Here is a 26,802-nt window from a genome sequence, read left to right as displayed (position 1 = left end):
GGCTGTTCGAGGAAGAGCGGTTCGTGCAGGTCGTTGCGATCCTGCACCATCGACGTGGAGACGACGCCCTCGCCGAGCGGGTTCCCTGAATCTCTCGCTACAGGCCGAGCCCATGATCGTGATCGTGTTGCTGACCAGTCAGCCACCGGCCGAACCTGGCGCGTATCGTCGCCGTGCCCGGGGTCCGGCGACAAGATGCGCCAGGTTTGCGAATCGGAGCGATCGGGACCGAGAGGGCGAAAGGACCGGGAGCCGATAGGCTGAACGACAGGAAATGCGAAAACCCCCGGAGGACCGGGGGTTTTCTCACTTGTGACCCCAGCGGGATTCGAACCCGCGTTACCGCCGTGAGAGGGCGGCGTACTAGGCCGCTATACGATGGGGCCGCAGACAACCGTTCAAGTATGCCATGGCGATTCCGACCCGCAAAATCGCCGCGGGGATCCTTGCCAGCGACGCCGCGAACGCGTTGACTGAGCCCATGCGCGTCACGAAGCACGAACATGCCTGCCTCCGCATAGAAGAGCTCGGACAGACCCTGATCGTCGATCCCGGCAACTTCACCGACCCTCTCGAAGGCCTGCACGACGTCGCCGGTATCGTCCTGACGCACGAGCATCCCGACCATTGGACGCCGGAGCACCTCGACCGCATCCTCGGGGCGTTCCCCGGCATCCCGATCTTCGGACCGGCCGGCCTCGCGGCCGCCGCATCCGCCTACGACGTCACCGTCGTCGCACCGGGCGACGCCGTCACCATCGGCCCGTTCACGCTGTCGTTCTACGGCGGGCGGCACAACGTCATCCACTCGTCGATCCCGGTGATCGACAACGTGGGCGTGCTCGTCAACGGCGTCTTCTACTACCCCGGCGACTCGTACGCGGTGCCGGCCGGCGCCGACGTGCAACTGCTGGCCGCACCGATCGGCGCGCCGTGGCTGAAGATCGGCGAGGCGATGGACTTCGTGCTCGCCGTCGCCCCGCGCCGCGCCTTCGGGACGCACGACAAGACGCTCTCCGCCATCGGCCTCGGCATGCACCGGCAGCGCCTCGAGTGGGCCGTGCAGCAGGACGGCGGATCGTTCCTCGCGCTCGATCCCGGCGACCACACGGAGATCTGAGACCACCCGCTCGTCCCCACCGCGCGCTCACTCGTGTGGCGCGAACCGCGGACGAAGAAGAGCGGATGCCGGGAACCGAAGCCCCCGGCATCCGCTCTTCGCACGGCTCAGGCCGCGTCGTGGTCGATCTCGAGGAACGCGACGAGGCTGTCGAGCGCCTCCTCGGCGCCCTCGCCCTCGGCCTTGAGCGTGACGACGCTGCCGTGCGTCGCACCGAGGCCCATGAGGGTGAGGATGCTGCCCGCGTTCAGGTCGGGTCCGCCCTCGACGGCGATGGTCACCGGCACGCCGGTGGCCTGCACGGCCTGGACGAAAAGCTTCGCCGGACGGGCGTGCAGCCCTGAGCTGCTCGCAATGGTCGCGGTACGTTCTGCCATGTTTCTTCTCCTTGTTGTGGGTGGGTTGGGGGTGGGTTGGGGGTGGATCAGGCCGCGACGGCCTCGGCGACCGGCGCCTTGCGCACGAACTTCTTGAGGACGATGAGCACGAGCGCCGTGACAATGCTGCCGGCGACCAACGCCACGATGAAGCCCCAGAACGGGTCGATCGCGAAGAACACGAACAGACCACCATGCGGTGCACGCGACTGCACGTTGAACAACATGCACAGGGCCCCGGTGACGGCGCCCCCGGCCATGGAGGCCGGCAGCACGCGCAGCGGGTCGGCGGCCGCGAACGGGATCGCACCCTCCGAGATGAACGCCGCACCGAGCAGCCATGCCGCCTTGCCGTTCTGCTGCTCCACCGGGGTGAAGAGGTTGCGCGCGAGGACCGTGGATGCCAGAGCCAGCGCGATCGGCGGCACCATGCCCGCACACATGACCGCGGCCATGATGAGGTACGGCGTCGTGTTGGTCGACGAGCCGGCGCTCAGACCCGCCGCGGCGAACGCGTACGCGGTCTTGTTGACCGGCCCGCCCAGGTCGAAGCACATCATGAGGCCGACGATGACGCCGACGACCACGATCGCCCCGGTAGCGGCCAGGTTGTTCAGCCCCTCGGTCATGGCGAGCATGAGCGAGGCGATCGGCCGGCCGAGGAAGGCGATCATCAGACCGGATGCCACGATCGAGGCCACCAGCGGAATGATCACGACCGGCATGAGGCCGCGCAGCCAGCGCGGCACGTCGAGCCGGCCGAGCCACCAGGCGATGAACCCGCCGAGGAGGCCGCCGATGATACCGCCGAGGAAGCCGGCGGCCATGAGGTTGGCCACAGCACCCGCGACGAACCCGGGCGCGATGCCCGGCCGGTCGGCGATCGCGAACGCGATGTAGCCGGCCAGCGCAGGAACCAGGAAGCCCATCGACGTGGAGCCGATCATGAAGGCGACCGAGCCCAGGTACTGACCGATCCCGCCCGGCGGAAGATCCCACAGCGAGTTCTGGATGATCACGGTCGCCGCGTCGTTGGTCACGTCGTAGCCGCCGAGCAGGAAGCCCAGCGCGATGAGCAGACCGCCACCGGCGACGAACGGGATCATGTAGCTCACACCGGTGAGCAGCCACCGCTTGATCCGTGCACCGACCGATTCGGACGGAGCATCGGCTGCGGCGGCGGCCGCCGCGGCCGAACCGCTCACGCGCTCGGCGTTCGGGTCGCTGACCGCGGCCACGGCCTGCCTGATCAGCTCGCCGGGCCGCTCGATACCGGCCTTGACACCCGCGCGCACGACCGGCTTGCCGGCGAAGCGCTGCGGAACACGAACGTCCACGTCGACGGCGAAGATGACGGCATCCGCCCGGTCGATGACATCCTGCGGCAGCGCCTTGTAGCCGCTGGAGCCCTGCGGCTCGACGATGAGGTCGACACCCTCCTTCTTGCCGGTCGCCGTGAGGGCGTCGGCCGCCATGAAGGTGTGCGCGATACCGGTGGCGCACGCGGTCACCGCGATGATGCGCGCGGGGCGCCCATCGATGCTCAGTCCGTCCGCGACCGGCACAGGGGCCGCGGCCGCAGCCGGAGCCGCGGACTCGGCGACGGGGGCCGCCTCCTCCTCGCCGATGGCGACGCGCACGATGTGGGCGACCTCGTCGGCGTCCTTGGCCGCGCGCAGGCTCGAGGTGAACTCCTCCTGCATGAGGCTGCGGGCGAGCTTCGAGAGCACCGCGAGGTGCTCCTCGGCCGCCGTGTCGGGCGCCGCGATGAGGAACACGAGGTCGGCAGGGCCGTCCGGGGCGCCGAACTCGACGCCGGGCTTGAGCCGCGCGAACGCGAGCGAGGCCTGCTGCACCGCCGGGCTCTTCGCGTGCGGAATGGCGATGCCGCCGGGAAGCCCGGTCTCGTCCTTCTGCTCGCGCGCCCAGGCGTCGGCGGCGAGCCTGTCGGCGTCGTTGGCGCGACCCTCGGCGGTGACGCGGGCTGCGAGCGACGCGATCACCGCCTGCTTGTCGGCACCGAGACTCTCGTCAAGGCTGATGAGCGCCGGTGTGATGGTTTCGGACACGTGGACCTCCTCTGGTCAACGGGGGTTCAGGGGCTGGACCGACACGTCCCCGGTGGGGAGGTCGGCAGGAGTGGGGGCTTGGGTGCCGGGAAGGGATGCCGCGGCGGCCCCGTAGCGGATGCTGTTGCGCAGGCTCTCCTCGGGCGTGCTGCCCGCCGCATCGGCGAGCAGGAACCCGGCCAGCGAGCTGTCGCCGGCCCCGACGGTGCTGCGCACCCGGATGCGCGGCGGCGTCGCCACGAGCGCGCCGTCGGCGGTCACGAGCACCGCGCCGTGCGCGCCGAGTGTCACGAGGGCCGCGCGGGAGCGCTCCGGCACGATCGTGCGGGCGACCTCGAGCACCGCGTCGGCAAGCTCCGCGGACGGGTCGAGGTCGATGCCTGCCAGCTCAGCGAGCTCCTCGTCGTTGGGCTTGATGAGATCCGGGATGCCGTCAGCCACCACCGCGTGCAGGGCGGGGCCGGAGGTGTCCACCGCGATGCGGGGCGCGGCATCCCCCCACCTCTCCCGCACGGCGCGGATGACGGTGACGTAGAAGTCGTCGGCGAGACCGGGGGGAAGGGACCCTGCCAGCACGAGCCAGGCGGCGCCCTCGGATGCCTCGACCACGGCCTCGACGATCGCCGCGGCATCGGCTGCGGTGAGCGTCACCCCGCGGAGATTGAGCTTCGTCGTCGTGCCGTCCGGGTCGGTCACGGCGAGGTTCGCACGCGCCGAGCCGGTGATCGGGACGATGCGGGTGGGGATGCCGGTGGCCCGCAGCGCCGCGGCGAACGCGTCGCGCTCGTCGAGCGGGAGGACGGCGAGCGTCTCGCGGCCGCCGGCGGCGACGACCCTGGACACGTTGAGGCCCTTGCCTCCGGCGTCCTCTCGGGCATCGACCGCGGCCTGCACCTGACCGGGACGCAACGCGGCGGCCAGCGTGATGGTGCGATCGAGCGACGGATTGGCGGTGAGCGTGACGATCATGCGATCCAGACCTCGGTCTCAGCGTCGCGAAGTGCGGCTGACAGGGCGGGCGGCGGGGGGCAATCGGTGACGAGCGCGTCGATCTCCGCGAGGCTCGCGAAGGAGAAGAGCAGCTCCACGTCGAACTTATCGGCATCGGCGACGACGATCACGCGACGCGCGGAGCCGACGATCGCTCTCTTGACCGCGGCCTCGTCGGGGTCGGGAGTGCTCGTGCCGAACGCGGCGGAGATGCCGTTCGTGCCCACGATCGCAAGGTCGGGGCGGAGGCCGGCGATCGCCTGCACGGTACCGGCGCCCACGGCCGCGGCCGTCAGCCCCCGCACCCGACCGCCGATCGCGGTCAGCTCGACGCCGGTGGAGCCGGCGAGGATGTGGGCGATCGCCATCGAGTGGGTGACGACCTCGACGTGACCCTCGTAACGGACCCGCTCGGCCAGCTGCTGGGCGACCGCGGCCACCGTGGTGCCCGCGTCGAGGTAGATCGACCCGACCGTCGCCACGTCGATCCCCGCGACCGTGCGCTGTCCGATCGCCTGCTTGCTCTCGTTGTGCCGGAAGGCCCGCTCGGAGATGGAGGACTCAGCCGTGCTGGCACGGCCAGGAGCGACCGCACCGCCGTGCACCCGGCGCACAGAACCGACGCGCTCCAGCTGGTCGAGGTCGCGACGTACGGTCTCGGTCGTCACGCCGAACCGGTGCGCAAGCTCGACGACGGCCACACGCCCATCGGTCGCGATCAGCTGCTCGATCTGCTGCTGGCGCTCCGTTGCGTACACGCGGCCCTCCTTCGGGTCAAGCCACACGCTACAACACAGACAAAAGCAAACACAACGGCCAATCCCCCGCACGACGAAACCCCGGTCCGTGCGGACCGGGGTTTCGCGTGTCGAACGGGCGGCGCTCAGGCCTCGCTCATGGCCAGGACCTCGGCCTGGCCTTTCGCGGCGTAGTAGGCCGCGCGAGCGGCATCTTTGCGCGCCTGCTCGGCGTAGCCGTGGTCGAGGATCTCCTGCGGGACCTCGACGCTCTCGACGCGGTTCACGCCGTGGTACTTCTCGATGTAGGCGTCGAGCTCGGGGCCCGACTCCCACGAGGTGATGAGGCAGTAGCGCGGCTCGGTGCCGTTGTGCGTGGCGGCGTGCCACAGGCGCTGCGTGTCGATGATCAGCTGCGCGCCGGCCGGAAGCGCGATGCGCACCTCGCCCTGCGGGTCGGTGCGGTTCTCACGCAGCACGAAGTAGCTGTCCTTGTCGTCGGTGAGGTTGAAGAAGCCGCGGACGACCCAGCCGGTGCCGTCCGGGTTGAGCCGGTTGTTGTCGTCCTGGTGCAGGTTGTACAGGCAGTCGCCGTAGGGGGTGGGCTGCAGCTCGATGATGCGGCAGCGACCGACGTTGGCGCCGGGCTCCTGGGCACGGCGCGTGAGGTTGGGGGCCTTCTCGGTCTGGGCGGGGATCCACACACCGTCCTTGTCGGTGCGCGGCGGCTTGTGGTTCCAGAAGCCGTTGCACTCGATCTCGCCGAAGGCGCTGGCCAGCGGAGCGAAGCGGGTGTCGCCCGAGGACTTCCAGTCCACGTAGTCGATGTCGAGCCACTCCTTGGGATCCAGCTGCTGGTCGTAGCTGTCGAGCACGACGTAGCCGGTCTCCTCCAGGGCGGCGCATTTGATGTAACCCATGATGCGAATCATGACCTTTCGTAGGGGGCCAGCACGTTTTAACAGGCCCGACTTAGGCAACCCTACCTTCGACCGTCTGGAAGGCCCCTCAATGACAGGCCGGGAAGGGGGCGCGTACTAGACTCGGCGGGGTCTGGGAGAGGTATGAGCACAGCCACGAACGTCGATGCGACCGCCGTCAACACGATCGGGTGGCTCTCGGCATCCGAGACCACGATCGTCGTTCCCGTCTACCAGCGCCAGTACCGCTGGGACATCGGCGGCTGCGAGCAGCTGCTCGGCGACATCCGCGCGGTCGCTGCGGCCGACGACGCGCATACGCACTTCATCGGCTCGATCCTCTCCACCGCCAGCACCGACGCCGACGACGACGCGCACCTGGTGCTCATCGACGGCCAGCAGCGCATCACGACCCTCATGCTCCTGGTCGCGGCCCTGCATCACAGCGCGAAGGATCAGGATGCCGCGCTCGCGGCGGAGCTGGAACGGGTGCTCGTGCGCGCCGACGACTCCGGGCGCACGAAGCTGCGCCCCCACCGCGCGTGGGCGGAGGTGTTCGAGAGCGTCGTGCTCGACCGGCGCGCACCGCAGGACGCCCAGCGCGAGTCGCGCTTCGACGACAACTACGCGTTCTTCCGCAGCCAGATCCGACCCGACGAGGCCGCCGACCTGTGGCGGGGACTGCGCAAACTCGAGCACGTGTCGATCACGCTCGGTCCCGACGCGAACGCGCAGCAGATCTTCGAGAGCCTCAACTCCACCGGCGAGCCCCTGCGCGACCACGAGCTGATTCACAACTACGTGCTGATGGGGCTCTCGCACGCCGAGCAGAGCGAGATCGAGGAGCGGTTCTGGCTGCCGATCGAGGAGGACACCGGCGAGGCGATCGGCGGGTTCTGGCGGCACTACCTGGTCATGACGACCGGTCGCGAGGTGGCCGCCGCAGGCGGGCGCGCGGTGTACGACGCGTTCCGGCACGAGTTCCCACGCCTGGACGTGGAGACCCTCCGCACGCACGCGGCGCGGTGGCGGGAACTGGCCGGCGTCTACGCGCTGCTCCTGGACCCCGACCGCGCACCCGACTCCGTGATCGGCGACCAGCTGCGGGCGCTGAACACCTTCGGGCGCGGCATGTACCCGCTCATCATGCGGCTGTATCGGGATCACGTCGACGGGCGGCTCGACACCGCGGCCCTGGTCGCCGAGTTCGAGCGCCTGCAGTCGCTGCTGCTGCGCCGGAAGGTCGTCGGAGTGCCGACCGACCGGTTGGTGGCCCGGCTCTGCCGCGCCGCCGACGGGGGCCGCGACGCCCTCGAGCGCGCCGTCGCGCGCATCGCCCCCTCGGACGAGCGCATCCGGGTGGCACTCAAATACGGCGAGCTGCCGCACGCGGCCTACGTCCTGCGTCGGCTCACCGGCGCCGGCGGCGACCTCGACGTCGAGCATGTGGTCCCGCCGGCCCCCTCCGACGACTGGAGCGGTGACGGCATCCGGGTGTGGGCGGACTACAGCGACGACGAGCAGAACAGCCACCGCGCACTGTCCCAGACCCTCGGAAACCTCACGCTCCTGGAGCACCCGCTCGCCGAGCGTGCCCTCGACGCGTCGTTCCCGCGCAAGCGCGAGCTGTACGCGCGCAGCGCGATCGCCGAGACGCGGGAGCTCGCCCAGCTGCCGGCGTGGGGCACCGCCACGATCGCGGCGCGCACCGAGCGGCTCACCGAGCGGTTCCTGCGGGTCTGGCCGCGCTCGGCGCTCCTGGGCATCGACGACGACGGGCTGACACCGATCCTCGATGCCAGACCCCGCCGGGGCTGGCCGCCCGGATGGCAGCGGGAGTTCGACTACGTCGAGTACCGCGGCGAGCACTGGGAGGTCCCCGACATCAAGTACCTCTTCAACCGCATCTTCAAGCGGCTGTGGGCCGACTCCCGGCACAGCGTCGTCGCCTTCAACGCCCGCCGCGGCGGGCCGGTGTACCCGGCCCGCGCCTGGAACGGCCAGTGGGACGAGCTCAGCGACGGCCAGTACCTCTACATGGGCTGGGACTCGCGCTATATGCTCAGCGCCGTGCAGGGCGTGCTCGACGAGGCCGGGTACGCGCCGGAGGTGTTCATCAAGTACTCGTACATCGGCGACGCGATGTAGCGACGGCGCCCTATCGGCTCCCGCCGAGCCGCCACGCGCCGGCGGCGTGCTGCTGCCACGACAACTCCGCGCCCTGCCCGCCGCGATCGCCAACTTTCAACGTCAACTTGAACATCAACCCCCCGTTCGCGAAACCTCCCGTTTGCAACGTTTTCGCGCGAAAACGTTGCAAACGGGAGGTTTCGCGCGGTGAGGGATGCGGGCGAGACAGCCGGGGCTGCGGCGCGAGACAATCGTGGCGCCGGGCATGACGACCGGCGCGACCGAAGGACACCCGTGAACCCCCGATCCCGACCGCTGCTGCCCCTGACCACGCAGGAGCACGCCGACCGTCTCAAGGAGAGCATCTACCTCATCTTCGCGGCGCTCGCGGTCTGCCTCGCCCTCTACGGACACGAGCACGTCAGCGCGCAGGAGGCGCTCGTGACGCTCGCCGTCACCCTCGCCGGGACGGTCCTCGCCGTCTTCACCGCCGACGTCATCGCCCACGTCGTCGCGCACGGGCGGCTCATGACGCGCGCGGAGCTCGTCCACGCCATGCGCACGAGCTTCGGCGCGCTCCCAGCCGTCACCCTCCCTTTCGTGTTCCTCGGCGTCTCGGCGCTCACCCGCTGGCGTGTCGAGTCGGCCCTCGTCGCCTCCGCGGTCGCACTCGCCGCCGCTCTGTTCGTGCTCGCGTGGGTGGCCGTGCGGCGCGCGCGGCTGCGCTGGTGGGAGCGGCTACTCCTGCTCGGCCTCGAAACAGCTCTGGCCCTCGCGGTGATCGCGCTGCAGCTGCTCGCCCACTCGTAGGCCGCGACGGCCCGCGCACCGCACGGATTGGAGGAAACCCCGGGCAGCGCGCCATACTCTTCGACATGCCTTCCTCCCTCAGTCTCGACGGGCTGCGCTTCATGCTGGTCTCGTCCACGGCCACGCCCGTGGACCCGGAGGACTCGACGACGTTCCACTACCACCAGGACGGAAAGCTCGTGTGGGGCGAGTACCAGGGCGCCACCGTCTCCGAAGGCCGCTTCGTCGGCGCCGTGCACGACGACCGGGTGCGCATCTCGTTCGCGCACGCGCTCGTCGACAGCGGCGCGATCGTGCAGGGGGATGCCGTCAGTCGTGCCGAACGTGCCGACGACGGTCGCCTGCGGCTCGTGGAGGACTTCGCCGTCGACGGCGTCGACCACGTCAGCGTCTGCGTGCAACTCTGACCAGCCGGGACACCCCGACGCTCAGACGCGGCTCTGCCGGCTCTGGTCGGTGCGCGTGAAGCGCATCAGCCCGCTCTCCACCGAGATCGGCTCGCGGCGCGGGATGTCGCCCGGCAGCACGTACGACCGGCGGAACACCTCGCCGAGCACGATGACGGTCTCCAGCTTCGTGACCTCCGGGAGCGCGGCGATCGTGCCGATCACGAGCGACTGGATGGATTCCATGTCGACACTGCGGACGATGAGCATGACGTCGTGCTCGCCCGTGGTCACGCGGGCGGACTCGATGTCGGGGAGCTCGTCGATCGCACGCAGGAACGACATCCACTGCTGCGGCTGCACCGTGCAGAACACCAGCGCGCTCACGCCCAGCCCGAGCCTCGCCGTGTCGACCTCGGCCGTGAAGCCGGTGATGATGCCGGCCCGGGTGAGCGCCTCGACGCGCGAGTAGGCGCTCGCGCGTGAGATGCCGACCTCCTGGGCCAGCGCCGCGATCGAGATGCGCCCGTTCCGGCGCAGCACGCGGAGGATGTCGTACGCGATTTCGTCGATCACGGCCCGGATCGTCCAGGTGAGGCGGGCGGAAAACGGCTCATGCTGGACATACTGCCGCAGTAACGCAATCGTAGCAATGGATTGCTGGCAAACGAGCCTTTCGCTCGTATAGAGTGCGGGCAAACGTCACCTGATTGTCCGACCTGTCCATTTCGAATGAGGGACCCCACCATGGCACGTCTTCATCGCCACGCCGCCGTCGCCGTCATCGCCGCGGCCGCCATCATGCTCGCCGGCTGCTCCGGCGGCAACTCCGCGTCGAACAACTCCGGCGAGTCGTCCGGTGGCGGCACGCTCGTCGTCGACACCGCGTTCTCACTGGAGACCGGCGACCCCGGCCGCAACTACGTGCCGACCGGCAACCTGGTGCTGCACGCCGTGTACGACACGCTGCTCACCTTCCAGGGCAGCGACTCCAGCACGCCCGAGCCCGACCTCGCGACCATGGAGCAGAACGAGGACGCGACGGAGTTCACCTTCACGATCCAGGACGGTCGCACCTTCTCCGACGGTTCGCCCGTCACCGCCGACGACGTGGTCTTCTCCCTCAACCGCGTCGCCGGCATCACCGACTCGAAGGCGAACTTCCTGATGGCGGGCATCACGGTCACAAAGGTCGACGACAAGACGGTGACCCTGTCGACCGAGACGCCCTCGCTGCAACTGCCGGCGATCGTGACCAACCCGTCGCTGTCGATCCTCAACTCGAAGATCGTCGAAGAGCACGGCGGCACGACCGACGCCTCCGACAGCGCGAAGTCGTGGCTGGATGCCAACTCCGCCGGCTCCGGTCCGTACACGCTCGATTCGCTCGATCTCACCTCGCAGGTCGTGCTCGTGAAGAACGACGCCTACGACGGCGACGACGAGGCCGCGTACGACAAGATCGTCGTCCGCAACATCACCGAGTCGGCCACCCAGCTCACCAACCTCAAGGGCGGCGACTCGAACGTGGCCGTCGACCTGTCCGGCGACCAGGTGGCGACGCTCGGCGACGAGTTCACCGTGGAGTCGACGCCTTCGGCGCAGGCCCTCTTCCTGCTGGTCAACCAGGACCCGGCCGTGGGCGGCGCGACCGCCAACCCGAAGTTCGCCGAGGCGGTGCGCTACGCACTCGACTACGACAAGCTCATCGAGCTCGCCGGTGCCGGCTCGGTGGCTGCCACCGGCGTCATCCCGCCGATGTTCCCCGGCGCCAATGAGAAGGCCGTCACGCAGGACCTCGACCGTGCGAAGGAGGCGCTGGCCGCCTCGGGCTACGCGGGCGAAGAGGTCAAGCTGCAGTTCCCGAACGACAACCCGGTGGGCGGCGTCGAGTTCACCCCGGTGGCCGAGCGCGTGCAGCAGCAGCTGAAGGATGCCGGCATCAACGTCACGCTCGCTCCCGCTCCGTTCGCGACCGAGATCGAGCCGTACGTGGCCGGCAAGGAGGCCTTCTCGCTCTGGTACTGGGGCCCGGACTACGCCGACACGTCCTCCTTCCTCCCCTTCGGTCCCGGTGAGAAGGTCGGCCTGCGCGCCGGCTGGCAGGCCGGCGCCGACCCGGAGATCGCCGACCTCGTCGCCCAGGCCAAGCAGGCCACCAATGTCGAGGACCGCGAGAAGACCTTCCACGCGTACGCCGAGGCCATGCAGGAGCGCGGCCCGTTCGTGCCGCTCATCGTGCCCGGCAGCAGCCTGGCCAGCGACACGTCGGTCACCGGTCTGGAGTACAACGTGACCTGGACCCTCGACCTGCGGACCCTGAAGCCGGCCAAGTGACCCAGACCCAGACCGTCGCCACTCGCCGGGCGAAGGGATCGTCGCACACCCTGCTGCGGTTCCTCGCCCGGCGGGCGGTGACGAGCGTGATCCTGCTGTTCGGGATCGTGCTGGTGACCTTCTCGCTGACGGTGATCGTGCCGGGCGATCCGGTGCGCGCCGCACTCGGCGAGGGCGCCTCGTCGAACCCGGCCACGGTCGCGGCGTTCGAGGCGAAGTACGGCCTGGACCAGCCGATCCCGGTGCGCTTCTTCCTGTACGTCGGCAATCTCCTGCGCGGTGACCTGGGCACCTCCATGACGACGGAGCGGTCCGTGTCCGAAGACCTCGCCAAGGCCGTGCCGGCCACCGCGGAGGTCGCCTTCTACGCGATCATCATCAGCCTCGCCGTCGCGATCGTGCTCGGTACTCTCGCCGCCTATCGCCGAGGCAAGGCCACCGACCAGGTCGTGCGGGTGCTCACGCTCATCGGTCTCAGCATCCCGACGTTCTGGATGGCGATCCTCTGCTACCAGCTGTTCTTCATGAATCTGCACTGGGTGCGCGGCTCGGGCCGGATCTCGCCGACGATCACTCCGCCGCCGCGGATCACGGGCTTCTACACGATCGACTACATCCTCAGCGGCGATCCGGTGGGCTTCGCCGACGCGGCCAGTCACCTGGCACTGCCGGTCCTGGTGCTGAGCCTGTTCACGATCGCGACGCTCACGCGGTTCGTCCGCACCTCGGTGCTCGAGGTGCTCGACATGGACTACGCCCGCGCGGCCCGCGCCAAGGGGCTCTCCGGGCGCCGCGTCGTCATCGGGTACGTGCTGCGCGGCGCGGCGCTGCCGATCCTGACCCTCGTCGGCATCGCGTTCGGAAGCCTGCTGTCGGGCACCGTGCTGGTCGAGGCGGTCTTCGCCTGGCCGGGCCTGGGCACCTATGCCTACAACGCCTCCAAGAACCTCGACCTGCTCGCCGTCACCGGCGTGGGGCTCATCGTGGGCATCATCTTCCTGGTCATCAACCTGGTCGTCGACGTCCTCTACGGCTTCCTCGACCCGCGAGTGAGGCTGGCATGAACCTCGTCGTCCCCGAGAAGCTCGCCCCGAAGCGACGCCGTCCGCTGATCCCGCGTGCGTGGCGCACCCCGCTGGCGCTGGTCGGCACGATCATCGCGCTGGGCTGGATCGTCGTCGCGATCCTCGCGCCGGTCATCGCCCCGCACGACCCGCTCGCCCAGGACCTGCCTCGCCTCGCGCCGCCCAGCACCGAGGCGCTCATGGGCACCGATGTGAACGGCCGCGACGTGTTCTCGCGCCTGCTCATCGGCGCGCAGACCACGATCCCGCTCGCGCTCATGCTCGTGGTGTGCGCGATGATCGTCGGCACGATCGTCGGCGCCGTCGCGGGCTATCTCGGCAGCTGGGTCGACGAGGTGCTCATGCGCATCACCGACATGGTGATGGCCTTCCCCACCGTCATCCTCGCGATGGTGATCGCCGCCTCGCTCGGCCCGTCGATCATGAACGCGGTGATCGCCGGCATCATCGTGGCCTGGCCGCCCTACGCCCGCATCACGCGCTCGCTCGTGCTGGGGCTGCGCACGCAGAACTATGTGATCGCGGGGCGCCTGCTCGGCTCCTCACCGGTGCGCTCGCTGCTGCGCGACGTGCTCCCCAACATCGCCGGTCCCGTGCTCGTCCTCGCCTCGCTCGACATCGGCACCGCGATCCTGCTGCTGTCCGGTCTGTCGTTCCTAGGGTTGGGCGCCCAGCCCCCGACGCCGGAGTGGGGCGCGATGATCTCCGCTGCGATGCAGAACACGTCGGCGTGGTGGCTGGGTCTGTTCCCGGGCCTTGCGATCCTCACGATCGTGATGGCGTTCAACTTCATCGGAGACTCGCTCCGCGACGCGCTCGACCCACTCGCCGCACGCGAGCGAGAGGCGGAGTCGCCCAGCCCGGTGGAGGTGCCGGCATGACCGCCCTCGGCATCCGTGGCCTGCGCGTCGAGCTCGGTCAGAGCCGTCGCTACCGCACCGAGGTCGTCAAAGGCATCGACCTCGACCTGCATCCGGGCCGCATCCAGGGACTGGCGGGCGAGTCGGGGTCGGGCAAGAGCATGACCGCGATGGCGATCCTGGGGCTCCTCCCGGCCGGCGGCACCGCTTCGGGCTCGATCCTCCTCGGCGGCGACACCGAACTGGTCGGCATGCGCGAGGCCGAGTACCGCAGGGTGCGCGGAAAGCGCATCGGCATGGTGTTCCAGGACCCGTCCGCGAGTCTGCATCCGCAGATCACCGTGGGCTCGCAGCTCGCCGACGGCATGCGCGCCCATCTCGGGCTCTCTCGGGCGCAGGCGCGCGAGCGCGCCGCCGAGCTGCTGGCCCTGGTGAAGGTACCCGCGCCCGAAGAGGCCGTGCACAAGTACCCGCACCAGTTCTCCGGCGGTCAACGGCAGCGCATCGCGATCGCGATCGCCCTCGCGTGCGAGCCCGACGTGCTGCTGGCCGACGAGCCCACCACGGCCCTGGACGTGACCGTCCAGGCCGGCATCCTGCACCTGCTGCGCGACCTCGCCACCGGGCGCGACCTCGCCGTGCTGCTCGTCACGCACGACCTCGGCGTCATGAGCGCGATCGCCGACGACGTCGCGGTCATGCGCGGCGGGCTGATCGTGGAGTCCGGCACGCGCCGGCAGGTGTTCACCGATCCGCAGCATGCGTACACGCGCGAGCTGCTGGACGCGATGCCGGAGGCGCAGGAGTCTCTCGTCGACGTGCCCGACGAGGAGGAGAGCCGATGAGCGCGACCACCCCCGCGAACGAGCCGGTGCTGAGCGTCGACGGGCTCGTCGTCGAGTACGGCGGCCGCGCTGCGTTCCGCGCCGTCGACGGCGTCTCGTTCGACATCGGGCCGGGCGAGGTGCTGGCCCTCGTCGGCGAGAGCGGATGCGGCAAGTCGTCCACCGCGCGCGCCGTGATCGGCATGGAGAAGCCGCGCGCCGGCACCGCACTGTACCGCGGACGTCCCGTGCAGCCGCTCGGGCTGCGCACGCGGCCGAAGGAGCTCACCGCCATCCAGATGGTCTTCCAGGACCCGAACTCGTCGCTGAACCCCCGCATCAGGGTCGCCCAGCAGATCGCCGCCGGCTCCCGCGCCGCGCGCGCCCGCGGCAGCGACACCGAGGCGCCCTCGCACTGGCTGCGGGCGGTCGGCCTCTCCCCCGCGCTGGAGAACCGCTACCCGTACCAGCTGTCCGGCGGTCAGCGTCAGCGCGTCGCGATCGCACGCGCGCTTGCCGCCCGGCCCGACCTCATCGTGGCCGACGAGCCGATCTCGGCCCTCGACGCCTCGGCGCAGGCCTCGGTCGCGGCGATGATGCGCGAGCTGTGCGTCGCATCGGGCGCGGCGATGCTGTTCATCTCGCACGATCTGTCGGTCGTGCGCCTCATGGCCGACCGGGTCGCGGTCATGTACCGCGGTCGCATCGTCGAGTCGGGCTCCACGCCGCTCGTGTGGGGGCACCCGGTGCATCCCTACACCGAGGCGCTGCTGGCCGCCATCCCGCACCCGGACGGCGCGGGCGTGCTGCCGGCCGCGCCTGCGTTGGAGGCTCCGGCGTCGTGGACCTCGGACGTCCCCGGCGCGCTCGACCGGGTCCGCTGATCCTGGCGCTGCTCAGCCGCGCGTGGGCGTGAGCCCGTGCGGGGTGACGTTGAGGCGCTCGCATCCGTTCGCCGTCACGACGACGATGTCCTCGATGCGCGCCCCCCAGCGGCCGGGGAAGTAGATCCCCGGCTCGATGCTGAAGGCCATGCCCTCGCGCAGCACGACGGCACTCCCCGGGGCGATGTAGGGCTCCTCGTGCACCGAGACGCCGATGCCGTGGCCCGTGCGGTGCACAAAGGCCTCGGCGAGCCCTTCGGCTGCGAGCACACCGCGCGCGGCGGCATCCACCGACTCCGCGGTCACCCCGGGACGCACCACGTCGACGGCCGCCTGCTGCGCCCGCTCGAGCACCGCGATGCGCCGTGCCGCCTCCGGGTCGGGCGTGCCGACGACGTAGGTGCGCGTGCTGTCGGAGTTGTAGCCCGAGGGCACCGGTCCGCCGATGTCGACCACCACGAGGTCGCCGTCCTCGATGACCCGGTCGGACACGTCGTGGTGCGGGTCGGCGCCGTTCAGTCCGGATGCCACGATCACGAACTCCGCGACGCGGTGACCGGCCTCGACCATCGCCGCGGCGATGTCGGCCCCCACCTCCCGCTCGGTGCGCCCGGCACGGATCAGCTCCGGCACCAGGCGGTGCACCGCGTCGATCGCCGCGCCGGCACGGCGAAGCTCGGCCACCTCCGCGGCATCCTTCACCATCCGTCCCTCCCGCAGCACGGGGGTCGCCAGCTCCAAGCGCACGCCGAGCCGGTCGCCGATCGGGACGACGTGCAGGGCCGGCAGCGCGTCGGAGACGGCTACGCGCCCAGGCGCCACGGGTAGAGCCGCCGCGACCGACTCGTACGGGTCCTCGCCGTCGACCCAGTCCGCCACGGCGAGACCGAGAGCGCCCACGGCCGTGTCCCGCACCTTCGCGAGCTCCATGCGCGGCACGACGACGGTCGGATCGCCCGCGGCGGGCACGACCAGCGCCGTGAGCCGCTCGAACGTGCTGCCCTCGACGCCCACGAGGTAGGTCAGGTCGGGCCCCGGGCCCACCACGATCGCGTCGAGTCCGGCGTCGCGCGCGAGAAGGCGGGCGCGGCCGAGACGGGCGGCGTAGACGGCGGGCGGGAACGGGAGGGCGCTCATTCCCCTACGCTACGAGACCCACGGTCGCGCACACCGCGAGCCGCGCCCGAGGCGACGAATCTCCCACGACCGGCGCGGCTGTCACTACAATGCCGGAAAGTCCGCAACGCCGCGGGCAGCCGTCCACCCCAGGGATGAATCGTCCGGACGGTGCCTCGGCGGCGCGGCCGCGAACAGGGAGGCATCATGACATCCGCCGTGCAGACCATCTCGCTGGAGCCGGACGGCTCCGGACCGCCGCCGAAGAACCCGAACTCCACGGGGCGCAAGATCGCGCGCGTCGTCGGCGGGGTCGTCGCCGTAGCGGCGATCGGCGTGGCCAGCTACGGCTCGATCAGCTCGGCGGCCGCGGGCAGCGACATCCACTCCTCGATGACCCTCATCGCGCCCGCCGCGGCGGGCGGCGGGTGGGACGGCGTCGCGCGGGAGATGCAGCAGGCCATGAAAGCCAACGGCATCGTGAACAACGTTCAGGTCGTGAACATGCCGGGAGCCGGCGGAACGATCGCGCTGGGCAACCTTTCGATGCTGACTGGCGAGGCCAACAACATCATGGTGGGCGGCACGGGGCTTCTCGCCGCCACCGTGCAGTACTCGTCGGCCACGACGCTCGCCGACGTCACCCCCCTGGCGACGATCGTCGAGGAATACGACGTCATCGTTGTGCCGGCCGACTCGCCCTATCAGACGCTCGAAGAGCTCGTCGAGGCATGGACCGCCGATCCGCGGGAGATGCCGTGGTCCGGCGGCGGATCGTTCGACCAGCTCGTTGTCACAGACCTGGCCCTGTCCGCGGGCATAGACCCCGTCGAGACGACCTACATCCCCTCCGACGGCGGCGGCGAGGCCATCCAGGCGCTCCTCAACGGCACCGTGAAGGCGGCGGCGGGCGGATTCCCCGACAACATCGACCAGATCGAGTCCGGTCGGCTGCGCGCCCTCGCCGTCGTGGCCGCCGAGCGCATGGAGGGCGTCGACATCCCCACCGCACGGGAGCAGGGCTATGACATCACGCTCGCGAACTGGCGGATGCTGATGGCTCCTGCCGGGCTCACGGACGAAGAGGTCGAGGGCCTGAGCGACCTTGTGGCGGAGACGCTCGCAACCCCGGAGTGGGCGGATGCCATCAAGCGCTACCGCTGGACGGAACAGGTCATCACCGGCGAAGAGCTCGACGCCTTCCTCGCGGGCGAGCAGGAACGGATCGAGAAGCTGTACGAGGAGATGGGACAGTGAGCAACAACCCAACCGCCGCCTCCGCGATCGTCGGAGACCCCCTGCAACTGGGCCGGGAGCGATCGTGGGTCCTCATGCGAGAACTGCTGATGCCCCTCATCCTCGCGGGATTCGGCACGTATCTTCTGTTCGGCATCATCACGATGCGGATCCCGGAGGGCGTGGCCTTCCCCGGGCCGGAGTTCTTCCCCGCGATCATCACGGTCGGCCTCTACGTCGTGGCCGCGTTGCTGGCCCTGTCGGCCGTCAAGGAGTGGCGGTCGTCGGCCGCTGCCCAGACCGAGGCGCACGACGACGCACCGGCGCAGGTGGGCGTCGACTGGATCTCGTTCGCCTGGATCGTCGCCGGCTTCCTCGCCTTCGCTCTGCTGCTGCCCTGGCTCGGCTGGGTCGTCGACGCGGCGCTGCTGTTCTGGTGCGTCGCATGGGGGTTCGGCGCGAAGCGTCCCGTGTTCAACCTCTTCTCGGGGCTGGTGGCAAGCTCGGTGACCTACATCGTGTTCGACATGCTGCTCGGGCTGACGCTTCCCTCCGGCATCCTCGGATGGGGGTTCTGACATGGATACGCTGCAACTTCTCGGCGAAGGTTTCGCCGGCGCGCTGACGCTGCAGAACCTCATCTGGGTGCTCGCGGGGTGTCTCCTGGGCACAGCCGTGGGCGTCATGCCCGGTCTCGGCTCGTCGATGGCCGTCGCGCTGCTCCTGCCGGTGACCTTCGCGCTGGAGCCGACCGCCGCGTTCATCATGTTCGCCGGCGTGTACTTCGGCGGGCTCTTCGGCGATTCGACCATGAGCATCCTGATGAACATGCCCGGGCAGGCATCCGCCATCGCATCGACCTTCGAGGGCCACAAGATGGCCCTGCGGGGCCGGGCCGCGCAGGCTCTGGCGACCGCCGCGATCGGCGCCTTCATCGGCGGGTTCATCGCGTCGGTGATCGTCGTGTTCCTCGCTCCGGCCCTCGCGGCGTTTTCGAGCCAGTTCGGCCCGGCGGAGTTCTTCGCGCTCGCGCTGTTCGCCTTCGTCGCGACCTCGTCCGTCGTCACCGACAATCCGCTCAAGGGGCTCGGGGCGCTGCTCATCGGCCTCGGGATAGCGGTGATCGGCGTGGACGGCGTCTCGGGTGCACCGCGATTCACTCTGGACTCGCCGAACCTGTTCGACGGCGTGTCGCTGGTGACCGTCACCGTCGCGATCCTGGCGCTCGGCGAGGTGATCTACGTCGCATGCCTGCAGCGGCACATCACCGGCGGGAGCGTCATCCGTCCGAAGGGTCGGCCGTGGCTGTCCCGTGCGGAGTTCGTCGAGGCGCTGCCGGCGTGGCTGCGCGGCACCGCGATCGGGCTCCCGTTCGGCGTCGTGCCGGCGGGCGGGTCGGAGATCCCGACCTTCCTCGCCTACGGGCTGGAGAAGAAGCTCGACGCCCGGCGCAAGCAGCCGCAGTTCGGCACCGGGGCGATCCGAGGGCTGGCCGCACCGGAGGCTGCGGGCAACTCGACCACCGGCATGGCGATGGGCGCACTCCTGGCGCTCGGACTGCCGATCTCGGCGACCGCGGCGATCATGCTGGCGGCATTCCGCCAGTACGGCCTGCAGCCGGGTCCGCTGCTGTTCGAGCGGTCCGCGGAGCTGGTGTGGTCGCTCCTGGCGAGCTTCTTCATCGCGATGATCGTGCTGCTGATCCTCAACCTGCCGTTCGCGATGGTCTGGGCGAAGCTGCTGCTCATCCCGCGCCCGTACCTGTACGCGGGGATCACCGTCGTGTGCGCCCTCGGCATCTACGCCACGTCCGGCAAACTGTTCGACTTGATCATGCTGCTGGCGATCGGCGTGGTCGGCTTCGTCATGCGGGCCGCGGACTACCCGTTGGCGCCGCTCATCATCGGCATGGTCCTCGGGCCGCTCGCCGAGACGAGTCTGCGCGACGCGGCGATGAGCGCGAACGGCGACTTCGCGGTGCTGCTGGACGGGCCGATCCCGCTCACGCTGTACAGCCTGCTGCTGATCATCATCGCGGTCGCGGTGCGCAACCGGATCGTGGAGAGCCGTCGAGCCCGGCGCGCCGCCCAGGAGCAGGATTCCGCGCTCGTGCGGTGACCCCGGCATCCGCGATGCCCGACATCCGCGAAACGACACTGGTGCACCGAGACTGCACGCCGCGCATGCAGTCTCGGTGCGCCACTGCATTCTCGGCGGCACGAGGTGGCGGCCCCCGCCGCCGTGCACACAGGAGGCAACGATGACGACATCCCCGGCTTCGCCGAGCGACCTGCTCCGGCTCGACGACGGGCTGAGCCCGCGCGAGCGGGAGGTCCGCGACACCGTCAGCGAGTTCGTGACGCGGCGCGTGCGACCGAACATCGCACGTTGGTACGAGGACGCGGTCTTCCCGCTCGAGCTCATCCCCGAGCTGGCGGAGCTCGGCCTGCTCGGAATGCACCTGAGCGGCTACGGCTGCGCCGGGCGATCCGCCGTCGAATACGGCGTGGCGATGCGTGAGCTCGAGGCCGGCGATTCCGGCATCCGCACCTTCGTGTCGGTGCAGGGCTCGCTCGCGATGTCGGCGATCCACCGCTGGGGCAGCGACGAGCAGAAGGCCACGTGGCTTCCCGCGATGGCGGCCGGTGAGCGGATCGGCTGCTTCGGTCTGACCGAGCCGGATGCCGGTTCCGACCCCTCCGCCATGACCACGCGCGCCGTGCGCGACGGCGACGAGTGGGTGCTCACCGGCGCCAAGCGCTGGATAGGCCTCGCCTCGATCGCCGATGTCGCCGTGATCTGGGCGAAAGCGCAGGGCGAGGACGGCGAGGACACCGTGCGCGGGTTCCTCGTTCCCACCGACACCCCGGGGTTTCACGCGACGCCGATCGAGCCGAAGCTGTCGATGCGCGCGTCGATCCAGTGCGATGTGACCCTCGACGCGGTGCGCCTGCCGCACGACGCCGTGCTACCCGGCGCCTCGGGCCTGAGAGGTCCGTTCTCGTGCCTCAACGAGGCGCGGTACGGCATCGTGTGGGGTGTGCTCGGCGCCGCGCGCGACAGCTTCGAGTCCGCCCTCGCCTACGCGCAGGAGCGCACGCCGTTCGGTCGGTCGCTCGCGGGCTTCCAGCTCACGCAGGACAAGCTCGTGCGCATGGCGCTGGAGCTCACGAAGGGGCAGCTCCTCGCACTGCAGCTGGGACGGCGGAAGGATGCCGGCACGCTCGAGCACCACATGATCTCGGTCGGCAAGCTGAGCAACTGCCGCATGGCGCTCGACGTGGCGCGCGAGGCGCGCACGATCCTCGGCGGCAACGGCGTGACGCTCGAGCACTCGCCCCTGCGCCACGCGAACAACCTGGAGTCCGTGCGCACGTACGAGGGCACCGACGAGGTGCACACGCTCATCCTGGGCGAGCGCATCACCGGACTGGCCGCGTTCCGGTGAGCGGGTCGCCGTGGGCAACGATGCGCCGACAGTTGTGCCGGTCTCATGACCGCGAGCGGATTGGCGGCGCCGCCGGCGCCGAAGGATGATCGTTCACGACCGCACCGCTCGAAAGCGGATGCCACACCCGAACAGATCGCGGCCTTCGCCAGCGGTGATCGGGGCTACGGCACAAGCTGGCATCGACCGGTGCCGAAGCTCCATCCGGTGCCGGCGGTGACGCGCGGCTACCGGATCCGGGTCGACCTGCGGCGCACAAAGCCGCCGGTCTGGCGGCGCATCGAGGTGCCTGGAGACGTCCTGCTGGCCCGACTGCACGACGTGCTGCAGGCGGCGATGGGTTGGACCGACAGCCACCTGCACCGGTTCCGCACCGGCAACGATCGCAACGCCGCGGAGTTCCTCACGCCGTTCGACGTCGAGGAAGGCGATGAGGGCATGCTTGAAGATGACGTGCGCCTCGACCAGGTGATGGCGGCAGTCGGCGACCGGCTGTGGCACGAGTACGACTTCGGCGACGGCTGGGAGCACGTGCTCCGGGTCGAGGAGATCCTCGACGCGTCGCCCGGTACCGCCCGCTGCGTCACAGGCAAGCTCGCATGCCCGCCGGAGGACTGTGGCGGCGTGTGGGGCTACCACGAGCTCGCCGACTGGGTACGAAGCGGCTATGACGAGGCGCTTCGACCGGAGGTGTTCGAGAGCACGGCTGCCGGACGCGCCTGGCTCCCCGAGGGGTGGCATCCCGATGCCTTCGACGTCGAAGAGGTGAACGCGGATGCGCCTCTGGTGCAGCGCGGAAGGACTCAGCTCGGTGAGGCCCGCCCGACACGCCAGTAGCCGCAGAACGTCACGTTCGCCTTCGGCACACCGCGCTCGTTGACCAGGTGCCGGCGGGCTCCGGTCGCGAGCGCCGACTCGCCGACCGCGAAGGCGTAAAGGCTGTCGCCGATATCGAGGTCGCGGAGCGCCGGGAGCGCGAGGGTTCCCGGCTTGTCCGACGGATCGCGGAAGAGCCAGTGCACCGTCATGCCCTCCGGTGCCTCGACGTCCTGCGCGTCGCGCTCGTCGAAGAGCTCGATGACCGCGTCGCCGCGGGCGCCGCGAGGCATGTCGCGAAGGATGGCGAGGGCCGCGGGCATGGCGCTCTCATCGGCGACGATGAGCGCACGCTCCGCGGGAACCGGTGCCCACCCGCATCCCTGGTCGATGAAGGCGACCTGCGTACCGGGTGCCACCGAAGTCGCCCACGGCGCGGCGATGCCTTCGGTGCCGTGGATGACGAAGTCGACGTCGAGCTCGCGCGTCTGCGGGTCGAACTGCCGAATGGTGTAGTTGCGGATGACGGGACGGGTGCCCTTGGGGAGCGTGAGGAACTTCAGAAGCCCGCCGACCCCGAACCGCTGAGGAAGGTTGTCGAAGCGATCCTCATCGTGGACGGGAACTGCGAGCCGGAACCACTGGTCGAAGCCCTTGTACTCGAACCGGTCCAACTGCCCACCGGCGAAGGTGACCCGGACGATGTGAGGGCTCAGCCTCGTTGTGCGCGCGACGTTCGTGAGCACGAGCCCGGAGTCGGCATGAGTGACGGTGATGTTCGACATGGGATCTGCTCTCGGGAAGGCAAGGAAATGAAGTTAGGTTTACCTTACCAAGAGCCACAGGCGTCAGGAGAGGCTCGCGAGCCAGGCATCGATCGTCGTCATCGGCACCGGCGCGAAGCCGTTGCCGTCCACGCCGACGTGGAACATACGCCCATGCGGACCGCTCCCCCGGTCGTGGGTGTGGCCGTGCAGCAGCGGAAGCCCGTCGTCGATCGGGCGCGCTTCGACGTGGCGCTCGACGGTCTGCGAATCCCCCCGGTAAGGGAAGTGGCTCGCGCGGATGCGGCGGCCACCGCGTTCGCCCGCGATGATCTCCGGCAGCACGGTCCACCCGCACTGGTCGAGCAGATCGCGAGTCTGCTGCTTGTGGGCGGCTGAGCAGCGATAGACCGACGAGATGGTGTCGTGATTGCCGGGAACCAGCAGCTTCCACCCGTTGAGCGCGGCGGTCAGCGGGATCGACTCCGCGCGGTCGCCGAGCGCGAGGTCGCCGAGGTGCAGGACGGTGTCGCCGGGGCCGACCACGCGGTTCCACGCGGCGATCAGCTCGCCGTTCATCGCTGCGAGCGAGGAGAAGGGCCGCTCGGCCAGCTCGATGATGCGGGCGTGCCCGAAGTGATGGTCGGACGTCACGAAGTCGACCTGGTCGAAGTCGAAGGATGCTGCCATGACGACATTGTTGCCGGGGCATCCGACGTCGCTCAGTTGATGATCTCGGCCCTGCTCTCGGCGAGCTTCGCCAGATTCTCGCGCCAGGTCTCCAGTGCCGCGGGGGTCAGGCGCGTCCAGTCGCCGACTTCCTCGACGACGATCAGCGGTGAGCTCGTGCGGTACGAGCGCGTCGGATTGCCCGGGAACTTCTTGTCGGCCACGTTCGGATCGTTCTCGTAGTCGCCGGTGGGCTCGACGAGATACACGTGCGGCACGGCGTCATCGGGCCCGAGCATGGCGGCGATCTCGGCGGCGAGCCCCGCTCCGTCGCGCAGCGCGGTGAAGTACACGTGGTTCATGATCACGTCGGGCTGGGTGGGGCCGGGCCACCGCCGGCATCCAACGCCAGTACACGGTCGAGGGCGGCGACTCGCCTGGTCAGCCCAATCGACCCTGAAAGCTCACGCGATCGGGCGACGACGCGCTTGGACCTCGCGCTCGTCCTGCTCGATCGTGACATATTCGTCCCAGTTTGCGGCGTCGTCTTCGGCAACGCGCTGGCTGAGCAACCTGGCAAGATCCGGAGTCAAGTGCTCGTCGGCAACCGACGCCTCGATGGCATCGCGAAGCTCCAGCGCGTGGCCGCGAGTGAGTGGGGCCGTACCACCGCCGTCATCCAACGTGAAAGCGCCGACGCTGTGCCGCGTTCACGCATCGCGATGCAGATGGCAGCCGAACGGCCGGACCGGGATGAACGCGGCCAGCGGTACCGGATCACGCGTCACCTGATGCTCGCGCAGTAGCCGGAGGTACTCCCCCTTGTCGATCACCCAGTCGTACTCCTCGATCGGGGCGTCGTCGGGCTGCGCGGCGAAGAACACGAGCAGCCGAGTACTACGCCCGTTGCCATCGACGAAGGGATGGACACGAACAGTCTCGGCGTGGACGGCGATGCCGAGCGTGCTATCCAGTCCGACGTGTGCTCCCAGCGCCAACGGATCGTGTCGAGGCTCGAGCGCAGCTCGACAGCGATCTGGTCGAGTGCCACGCCGAGATTGAGCTCCCTGGCGCGGAAGCGACCGGCCCAGCGCCAGATGTCACCCTAGAGGCGGCCGTGGAGGTCGCGCAGGAAGTTCGTCTGGGTTAACAGGTGTTTCGCCGTGGCCCGGATCGGGACGCATCAAGCGTTCTGCTTGCGGTCAGCCAGGAACTGCTCGACCCTCGTGGAGCGCACGAACCCGACCGGAATCTCGCGCCGCTCGAGGGCAGCGGAGGCACGGGTAGACCGGTCGACGGCACGAAGAATCACGTCACGCGTGATGTCCGTGCGCTTCATCGTGGTCACCTCCTGGATCAGACTCGCTCCCGACCATTCTACCGACGCCCCACCTTGCCGAGCCGGAGCCCCGGGTTCTGAACGGAAGCGCAAAGCGCCGTCCTCGCGCGTCGCGCAACAAGTAGACAATTGTCTAGCTCAGACTATCCTGGACGCATGGCACGCACTATCTCCGTGGGCGAACTGCGACAGAACCCCACGAGCGCGCTCGATGAGGTCTTGGGCGGCGCTACCGTCGTCGTGCTACGGCACAATCGGGCGATCGCGGACCTGGTCCCGCACCTCCCGCCGCCCGGAATCGGAGGCACTGACCTCATGGCACGACTGCGCCCATTGCCCGTCGACGACGCATGGCTCGACGACCTCGCCGCGGCGCGGGCGGCCGACGATCGCGACCTCTGGGCATGAGCACCGAGAGCTCGGATGCCCCGAGATCGGTCCTGCTGGACACGTCGGTCGTCATCGCACTTTTCCAGGAGCGGCGGCGCTTCACTCTCGCCTCGTTCGAGCGTGTGGCGATCAGCAGTCTGACGGTCGCCGAACTGCGGCTCGGCGTTGCGATGGCCGGGTCCGCCGACGTCGCCCGGGCCCGGATGGCGGCGCTGGAGGAGACCCAGGGGCTCTTCGGTACCGGCATCCCCTTCGACGATCGCGCCGCCGCACAGTACGGCCGGATCTCCGCGCACATCCAGCGTCGCGGCGGCGATCCGAAGGCGCATCGCACGGATCGGATGATCGCCGCGATCGCCGCGGCGCACGATCTGGGCCTCGTGACACTGAATCCGGTGGATCTGCGGGGCACGGACGAGCTCGTGCGCGTGCTCGCGTCGCCGACAGCCTGACGCGCTCCGGTACGCACCGATGTCTCGTCGTTCCCATCGGCTGCCGTAGTGCGCCGACCAGAGTCGTGTAACCGACCGGGAACAGGAGCCGCGCGCGATGGACGCCGAGTGGGCGTCCGCGTGCACCGGCTCCTGTCCGGGCGGTGGCCGGGGCCCACCAGATCGGCGCTCGAATGACGGAGCGCGCAATTGACCTGCGGATTCTGGAATCCGCTGGAGACGCAGCCGCGCGACCCCGACATCGAGGACGTGCCCGTGCGCGCTACTACTAGGCGATTTGAACCCCTGACATACTCACTGCAATTTCGTGGGCTCGGCCGCACGTCTCCGCACGGATCAACACCGTCAGCGACGTCGTCGCTCAGCCTGGGCCGGTCGGCTCGCACACCCATGAGCAGAGGAAGTAGCAGCGACCGCCTGAGTCCGGCTCGCCGGGCAGATGATCGGAGCACGCGAACGATGGGCAAGGCTCCCAGGGACATGAAGAGCTACTGCCTGCGTCGCGAACTCCTTATCGACGCCGAGGGTTTCGCAGCGTTCCGCGTCGAGAACCACCCTGACATCTATGACGAGATAGTCCGTCTCGGCGCTCCCCGGGTCGAAGCGCTCGTGGAAGCACACCTGCACACAGCGGATGCAACCAAGGTTCCGTCTACGGACCTGCACGGATGCGATGCACGGCCCCGTCTCGACGTCGGAGGCCGGAGCTAACCTCGCCTCATGGACGAGAATCGGTTCGAGCACTGGTGCGAGGCATGCGGTGCGACCGCCATGCTCACGTCCGAGGAAGCCTTCGAGGCAGGATGGGACTTCCCACCCCGGATGGGCGCCTGGGGTGTGGTGTCGCCGCGCACCTGCGGGAACTGCACCATCAACCGCACACTCTGGTGGGCGCTCACGGTCGAGAAGAAGGACATCGATGGATGCACACCGCATCAGCGGCAGGTGCTGGCACGGATCCTCAACGAGGTGCCCGACGATCTGCTCACAACGCATGCATCGCGGGCCGCGAAAGAGCACCGCGGGCTCCGGGTGCAGGCTCT

General features: G+C 69.6%; 30 protein-coding genes and 1 tRNA gene. 17 read left to right on the top strand and 14 right to left on the bottom strand.

Annotated features, from left to right (window positions below; translation table 11 throughout):
* Positions 1–313: 313 nt before the first annotated feature.
* Positions 314–386 (bottom strand) — tRNA-Glu (locus QM641_RS09160).
* 95 nt (positions 387–481) lie between these two features.
* Here QM641_RS09160 and QM641_RS09155 point away from each other — a divergent pair.
* Positions 482–1,120 (top strand): MBL fold metallo-hydrolase, encoded by a 639-nt coding sequence (locus tag QM641_RS09155; protein WP_415115688.1) that lies wholly within the window; start codon positions 482–484, stop codon positions 1,118–1,120.
* 107 nt (positions 1,121–1,227) lie between these two features.
* Here QM641_RS09155 and QM641_RS09150 read toward each other — a convergent pair whose 3' ends face one another.
* The 5 genes from QM641_RS09150 to QM641_RS09130 form a co-directional block, all read right to left on the bottom strand.
* Positions 1,228–1,497 (bottom strand): HPr family phosphocarrier protein, encoded by a 270-nt coding sequence (locus tag QM641_RS09150; protein WP_347344233.1) that lies wholly within the window; start codon positions 1,495–1,497, stop codon positions 1,228–1,230.
* A 47-nt stretch (positions 1,498–1,544) separates the two neighbouring features.
* Positions 1,545–3,566 (bottom strand): fructose-specific PTS transporter subunit EIIC, encoded by a 2,022-nt coding sequence (locus QM641_RS09145; RefSeq protein ID WP_415115686.1) that lies wholly within the window; start codon positions 3,564–3,566, stop codon positions 1,545–1,547.
* Positions 3,567–3,581: 15 nt separating this feature from the next.
* Complete coding sequence (locus QM641_RS09140; RefSeq protein ID WP_415115684.1) at positions 3,582–4,535, bottom strand: 1-phosphofructokinase family hexose kinase; 954 nt, start codon at positions 4,533–4,535, stop codon at positions 3,582–3,584.
* Complete coding sequence (locus tag QM641_RS09135) at positions 4,532–5,314, bottom strand: DeoR/GlpR family DNA-binding transcription regulator (RefSeq protein ID WP_415115682.1); 783 nt, start codon at positions 5,312–5,314, stop codon at positions 4,532–4,534. Before QM641_RS09135 ends, QM641_RS09140 begins: the two co-directional genes overlap by 4 nt.
* A 125-nt stretch (positions 5,315–5,439) precedes the next feature.
* Positions 5,440–6,213: a hypothetical protein gene (locus QM641_RS09130; protein ID WP_415115680.1), complete on the bottom strand. Its 774-nt coding sequence runs from the start codon at positions 6,211–6,213 to the stop codon at positions 5,440–5,442.
* A gap of 144 nt (positions 6,214–6,357) precedes the next feature.
* Between QM641_RS09130 and QM641_RS09125 the strand changes: the two genes are divergently transcribed.
* The 3 genes from QM641_RS09125 (at position 6,358) to QM641_RS09115 (ending at position 9,560) form a co-directional block, all read left to right on the top strand.
* The gene (locus QM641_RS09125) at positions 6,358–8,361 is read left to right on the top strand and encodes a DUF262 domain-containing protein (RefSeq protein ID WP_415115678.1); all 2,004 of its coding nucleotides are present in this window, start codon (positions 6,358–6,360) and stop codon (positions 8,359–8,361) included.
* Between the two features lie 276 nt (positions 8,362–8,637).
* Positions 8,638–9,153, top strand: a complete 516-nt coding sequence (locus tag QM641_RS09120; protein ID WP_415115675.1) for a hypothetical protein — start codon at positions 8,638–8,640, stop codon at positions 9,151–9,153.
* Positions 9,154–9,218: 65 nt separating this feature from the next.
* Entirely contained in the window at positions 9,219–9,560 is a 342-nt protein-coding gene (locus tag QM641_RS09115; protein WP_415115673.1) for a hypothetical protein, read from the top strand.
* A gap of 21 nt (positions 9,561–9,581) precedes the next feature.
* On the opposite strand, the gene QM641_RS09110 is transcribed toward QM641_RS09115, so the two are convergent.
* Positions 9,582–10,115: an Lrp/AsnC family transcriptional regulator gene (locus QM641_RS09110; RefSeq protein ID WP_415115671.1), complete on the bottom strand. Its 534-nt coding sequence runs from the start codon at positions 10,113–10,115 to the stop codon at positions 9,582–9,584.
* Between the two features lie 171 nt (positions 10,116–10,286).
* On the opposite strand from QM641_RS09110, the gene QM641_RS09105 reads away from it, so the two are divergent.
* The 5 genes from QM641_RS09105 to QM641_RS09085 are packed head-to-tail and all read left to right on the top strand — an operon-like array spanning position 10,287 to position 15,529.
* Positions 10,287–11,876, top strand: coding sequence for an ABC transporter substrate-binding protein (locus QM641_RS09105; RefSeq protein ID WP_415115669.1), 1,590 nt, complete (start codon positions 10,287–10,289; stop codon positions 11,874–11,876).
* Positions 11,873–12,940, top strand: coding sequence for an ABC transporter permease (locus QM641_RS09100; RefSeq protein WP_415115667.1), 1,068 nt, complete (start codon positions 11,873–11,875; stop codon positions 12,938–12,940). Before QM641_RS09105 ends, QM641_RS09100 begins: the two co-directional genes overlap by 4 nt.
* Positions 12,937–13,842, top strand: a complete 906-nt coding sequence (locus tag QM641_RS09095; RefSeq protein ID WP_415115665.1) for an ABC transporter permease — start codon at positions 12,937–12,939, stop codon at positions 13,840–13,842. Before QM641_RS09100 ends, QM641_RS09095 begins: the two co-directional genes overlap by 4 nt.
* Positions 13,839–14,666, top strand: a complete 828-nt coding sequence (locus QM641_RS09090) for an ABC transporter ATP-binding protein (protein ID WP_415115663.1) — start codon at positions 13,839–13,841, stop codon at positions 14,664–14,666. Before QM641_RS09095 ends, QM641_RS09090 begins: the two co-directional genes overlap by 4 nt.
* Positions 14,663–15,529, top strand: a complete 867-nt coding sequence (locus tag QM641_RS09085; protein WP_415115661.1) for an ABC transporter ATP-binding protein — start codon at positions 14,663–14,665, stop codon at positions 15,527–15,529. Before QM641_RS09090 ends, QM641_RS09085 begins: the two co-directional genes overlap by 4 nt.
* Before the next feature lie 12 nt (positions 15,530–15,541).
* Here QM641_RS09085 and QM641_RS09080 read toward each other — a convergent pair whose 3' ends face one another.
* Positions 15,542–16,666 carry a M24 family metallopeptidase gene (locus tag QM641_RS09080; RefSeq protein WP_415115659.1) on the bottom strand — a complete coding sequence of 375 codons (1,125 nt, stop codon included), beginning with the start codon at positions 16,664–16,666 and terminating at the stop codon, positions 15,542–15,544.
* 186 nt (positions 16,667–16,852) lie between these two features.
* On the opposite strand from QM641_RS09080, the gene QM641_RS09075 reads away from it, so the two are divergent.
* The 5 genes from QM641_RS09075 (at position 16,853) to QM641_RS09055 (ending at position 22,166) form a co-directional block, all read left to right on the top strand.
* Positions 16,853–17,902 (top strand): tripartite tricarboxylate transporter substrate binding protein, encoded by a 1,050-nt coding sequence (locus QM641_RS09075; protein ID WP_415115657.1) that lies wholly within the window; start codon positions 16,853–16,855, stop codon positions 17,900–17,902.
* Positions 17,899–18,459 carry a tripartite tricarboxylate transporter TctB family protein gene (locus QM641_RS09070; protein ID WP_415115655.1) on the top strand — a complete coding sequence of 187 codons (561 nt, stop codon included), beginning with the start codon at positions 17,899–17,901 and terminating at the stop codon, positions 18,457–18,459. The genes QM641_RS09075 and QM641_RS09070 overlap by 4 nt, the downstream gene beginning before the upstream one ends.
* 1 nt (position 18,460) lies before the next feature.
* The gene (locus QM641_RS09065) at positions 18,461–19,999 is read left to right on the top strand and encodes a tripartite tricarboxylate transporter permease (protein ID WP_415115653.1); all 1,539 of its coding nucleotides are present in this window, start codon (positions 18,461–18,463) and stop codon (positions 19,997–19,999) included.
* Positions 20,000–20,141: 142 nt separating this feature from the next.
* A complete protein-coding gene (locus QM641_RS09060) occupies positions 20,142–21,329 on the top strand; it encodes an acyl-CoA dehydrogenase family protein (RefSeq protein ID WP_415115651.1) in 1,188 nt (395 codons plus the stop codon).
* Positions 21,330–21,518: 189 nt separating this feature from the next.
* The gene (locus tag QM641_RS09055) at positions 21,519–22,166 is read left to right on the top strand and encodes a plasmid pRiA4b ORF-3 family protein (protein ID WP_415115649.1); all 648 of its coding nucleotides are present in this window, start codon (positions 21,519–21,521) and stop codon (positions 22,164–22,166) included.
* Here the strand turns inward: QM641_RS09055 and QM641_RS09050 are convergent.
* The 6 genes from QM641_RS09050 to QM641_RS09025 form a co-directional block, all read right to left on the bottom strand.
* Positions 22,133–22,930 (bottom strand): siderophore-interacting protein, encoded by a 798-nt coding sequence (locus QM641_RS09050; RefSeq protein ID WP_415115647.1) that lies wholly within the window; start codon positions 22,928–22,930, stop codon positions 22,133–22,135. The two genes, QM641_RS09055 and QM641_RS09050, sit on opposite strands and share 34 nt — an antisense overlap.
* Positions 22,931–22,993: 63 nt before the next feature.
* Positions 22,994–23,599: a metallophosphoesterase gene (locus QM641_RS09045; RefSeq protein ID WP_415115645.1), complete on the bottom strand. Its 606-nt coding sequence runs from the start codon at positions 23,597–23,599 to the stop codon at positions 22,994–22,996.
* Positions 23,600–23,631: 32 nt separating this feature from the next.
* On the bottom strand, positions 23,632–23,946 hold the full coding sequence (locus QM641_RS09040) for an NAD(+)--rifampin ADP-ribosyltransferase (protein WP_415115643.1): 315 nt from the start codon (positions 23,944–23,946) through the stop codon (positions 23,632–23,634).
* A 96-nt stretch (positions 23,947–24,042) separates the two neighbouring features.
* Positions 24,043–24,261, bottom strand: coding sequence for a hypothetical protein (locus QM641_RS09035; RefSeq protein WP_415115641.1), 219 nt, complete (start codon positions 24,259–24,261; stop codon positions 24,043–24,045).
* A gap of 27 nt (positions 24,262–24,288) precedes the next feature.
* A complete protein-coding gene (locus tag QM641_RS09030) occupies positions 24,289–24,576 on the bottom strand; it encodes a Fic family protein (RefSeq protein WP_415115639.1) in 288 nt (95 codons plus the stop codon).
* Positions 24,577–24,761: 185 nt separating this feature from the next.
* A complete protein-coding gene (locus QM641_RS09025; protein ID WP_415115637.1) occupies positions 24,762–24,917 on the bottom strand; it encodes a hypothetical protein in 156 nt (51 codons plus the stop codon).
* A 156-nt stretch (positions 24,918–25,073) separates the two neighbouring features.
* Between QM641_RS09025 and QM641_RS09020 the strand changes: the two genes are divergently transcribed.
* The 3 genes from QM641_RS09020 to QM641_RS09010 all read left to right on the top strand — a co-directional run.
* A complete protein-coding gene (locus QM641_RS09020) occupies positions 25,074–25,325 on the top strand; it encodes a type II toxin-antitoxin system Phd/YefM family antitoxin (protein WP_415115635.1) in 252 nt (83 codons plus the stop codon).
* The gene (locus tag QM641_RS09015; protein WP_415115633.1) at positions 25,322–25,759 is read left to right on the top strand and encodes a type II toxin-antitoxin system VapC family toxin; all 438 of its coding nucleotides are present in this window, start codon (positions 25,322–25,324) and stop codon (positions 25,757–25,759) included. The genes QM641_RS09020 and QM641_RS09015 overlap by 4 nt, the downstream gene beginning before the upstream one ends.
* 720 nt (positions 25,760–26,479) lie before the next feature.
* Positions 26,480–26,802 (top strand): hypothetical protein (locus tag QM641_RS09010; protein WP_415115631.1); only part of this gene is annotated, 323 nt, incomplete at its 3' end.

Origin of the sequence: Microbacterium sp. (assembly GCF_047605725.1) — a bacterium.
Classification (GTDB): Bacteria; Actinomycetota; Actinomycetes; order Actinomycetales; family Microbacteriaceae; genus Microbacterium.
This window is presented reverse-complemented; position numbering and strand designations above follow the sequence as displayed.

What these genes read in the sequence shown, in the direction of transcription:
- QM641_RS09020 (WP_415115635.1), top strand. Translation starts at nt 25,074, where the DNA reads ATGGCACGCACTATCTCCGTGGGCGAACTGCGACAGAACCCCACGAGC.
- QM641_RS09015 (WP_415115633.1), top strand. Translation starts at nt 25,322, where the DNA reads ATGAGCACCGAGAGCTCGGATGCCCCGAGATCGGTCCTGCTGGACACG.
- QM641_RS09060 (WP_415115651.1), top strand. Translation starts at nt 20,142, where the DNA reads ATGACGACATCCCCGGCTTCGCCGAGCGACCTGCTCCGGCTCGACGAC.
- QM641_RS09050 (WP_415115647.1), bottom strand. Translation starts at nt 22,930, where the DNA reads ATGTCGAACATCACCGTCACTCATGCCGACTCCGGGCTCGTGCTCACG.
- QM641_RS09150 (WP_347344233.1), bottom strand. Translation starts at nt 1,497, where the DNA reads ATGGCAGAACGTACCGCGACCATTGCGAGCAGCTCAGGGCTGCACGCC.
- QM641_RS09065 (WP_415115653.1), top strand. Translation starts at nt 18,461, where the DNA reads ATGGATACGCTGCAACTTCTCGGCGAAGGTTTCGCCGGCGCGCTGACG.
- QM641_RS09045 (WP_415115645.1), bottom strand. Translation starts at nt 23,599, where the DNA reads ATGGCAGCATCCTTCGACTTCGACCAGGTCGACTTCGTGACGTCCGAC.
- QM641_RS09095 (WP_415115665.1), top strand. Translation starts at nt 12,937, where the DNA reads ATGAACCTCGTCGTCCCCGAGAAGCTCGCCCCGAAGCGACGCCGTCCG.
- QM641_RS09090 (WP_415115663.1), top strand. Translation starts at nt 13,839, where the DNA reads ATGACCGCCCTCGGCATCCGTGGCCTGCGCGTCGAGCTCGGTCAGAGC.
- QM641_RS09130 (WP_415115680.1), bottom strand. Translation starts at nt 6,213, where the DNA reads ATGGGTTACATCAAATGCGCCGCCCTGGAGGAGACCGGCTACGTCGTG.
- QM641_RS09125 (WP_415115678.1), top strand. Translation starts at nt 6,358, where the DNA reads ATGAGCACAGCCACGAACGTCGATGCGACCGCCGTCAACACGATCGGG.
- QM641_RS09080 (WP_415115659.1), bottom strand. Translation starts at nt 16,666, where the DNA reads ATGAGCGCCCTCCCGTTCCCGCCCGCCGTCTACGCCGCCCGTCTCGGC.
- QM641_RS09155 (WP_415115688.1), top strand. Translation starts at nt 482, where the DNA reads ATGCGCGTCACGAAGCACGAACATGCCTGCCTCCGCATAGAAGAGCTC.
- QM641_RS09105 (WP_415115669.1), top strand. Translation starts at nt 10,287, where the DNA reads ATGGCACGTCTTCATCGCCACGCCGCCGTCGCCGTCATCGCCGCGGCC.
- QM641_RS09025 (WP_415115637.1), bottom strand. Translation starts at nt 24,917, where the DNA reads ATGAAGCGCACGGACATCACGCGTGACGTGATTCTTCGTGCCGTCGAC.
- QM641_RS09085 (WP_415115661.1), top strand. Translation starts at nt 14,663, where the DNA reads ATGAGCGCGACCACCCCCGCGAACGAGCCGGTGCTGAGCGTCGACGGG.
- QM641_RS09075 (WP_415115657.1), top strand. Translation starts at nt 16,853, where the DNA reads ATGACATCCGCCGTGCAGACCATCTCGCTGGAGCCGGACGGCTCCGGA.
- QM641_RS09115 (WP_415115673.1), top strand. Translation starts at nt 9,219, where the DNA reads ATGCCTTCCTCCCTCAGTCTCGACGGGCTGCGCTTCATGCTGGTCTCG.
- QM641_RS09140 (WP_415115684.1), bottom strand. Translation starts at nt 4,535, where the DNA reads ATGATCGTCACGCTCACCGCCAATCCGTCGCTCGATCGCACCATCACG.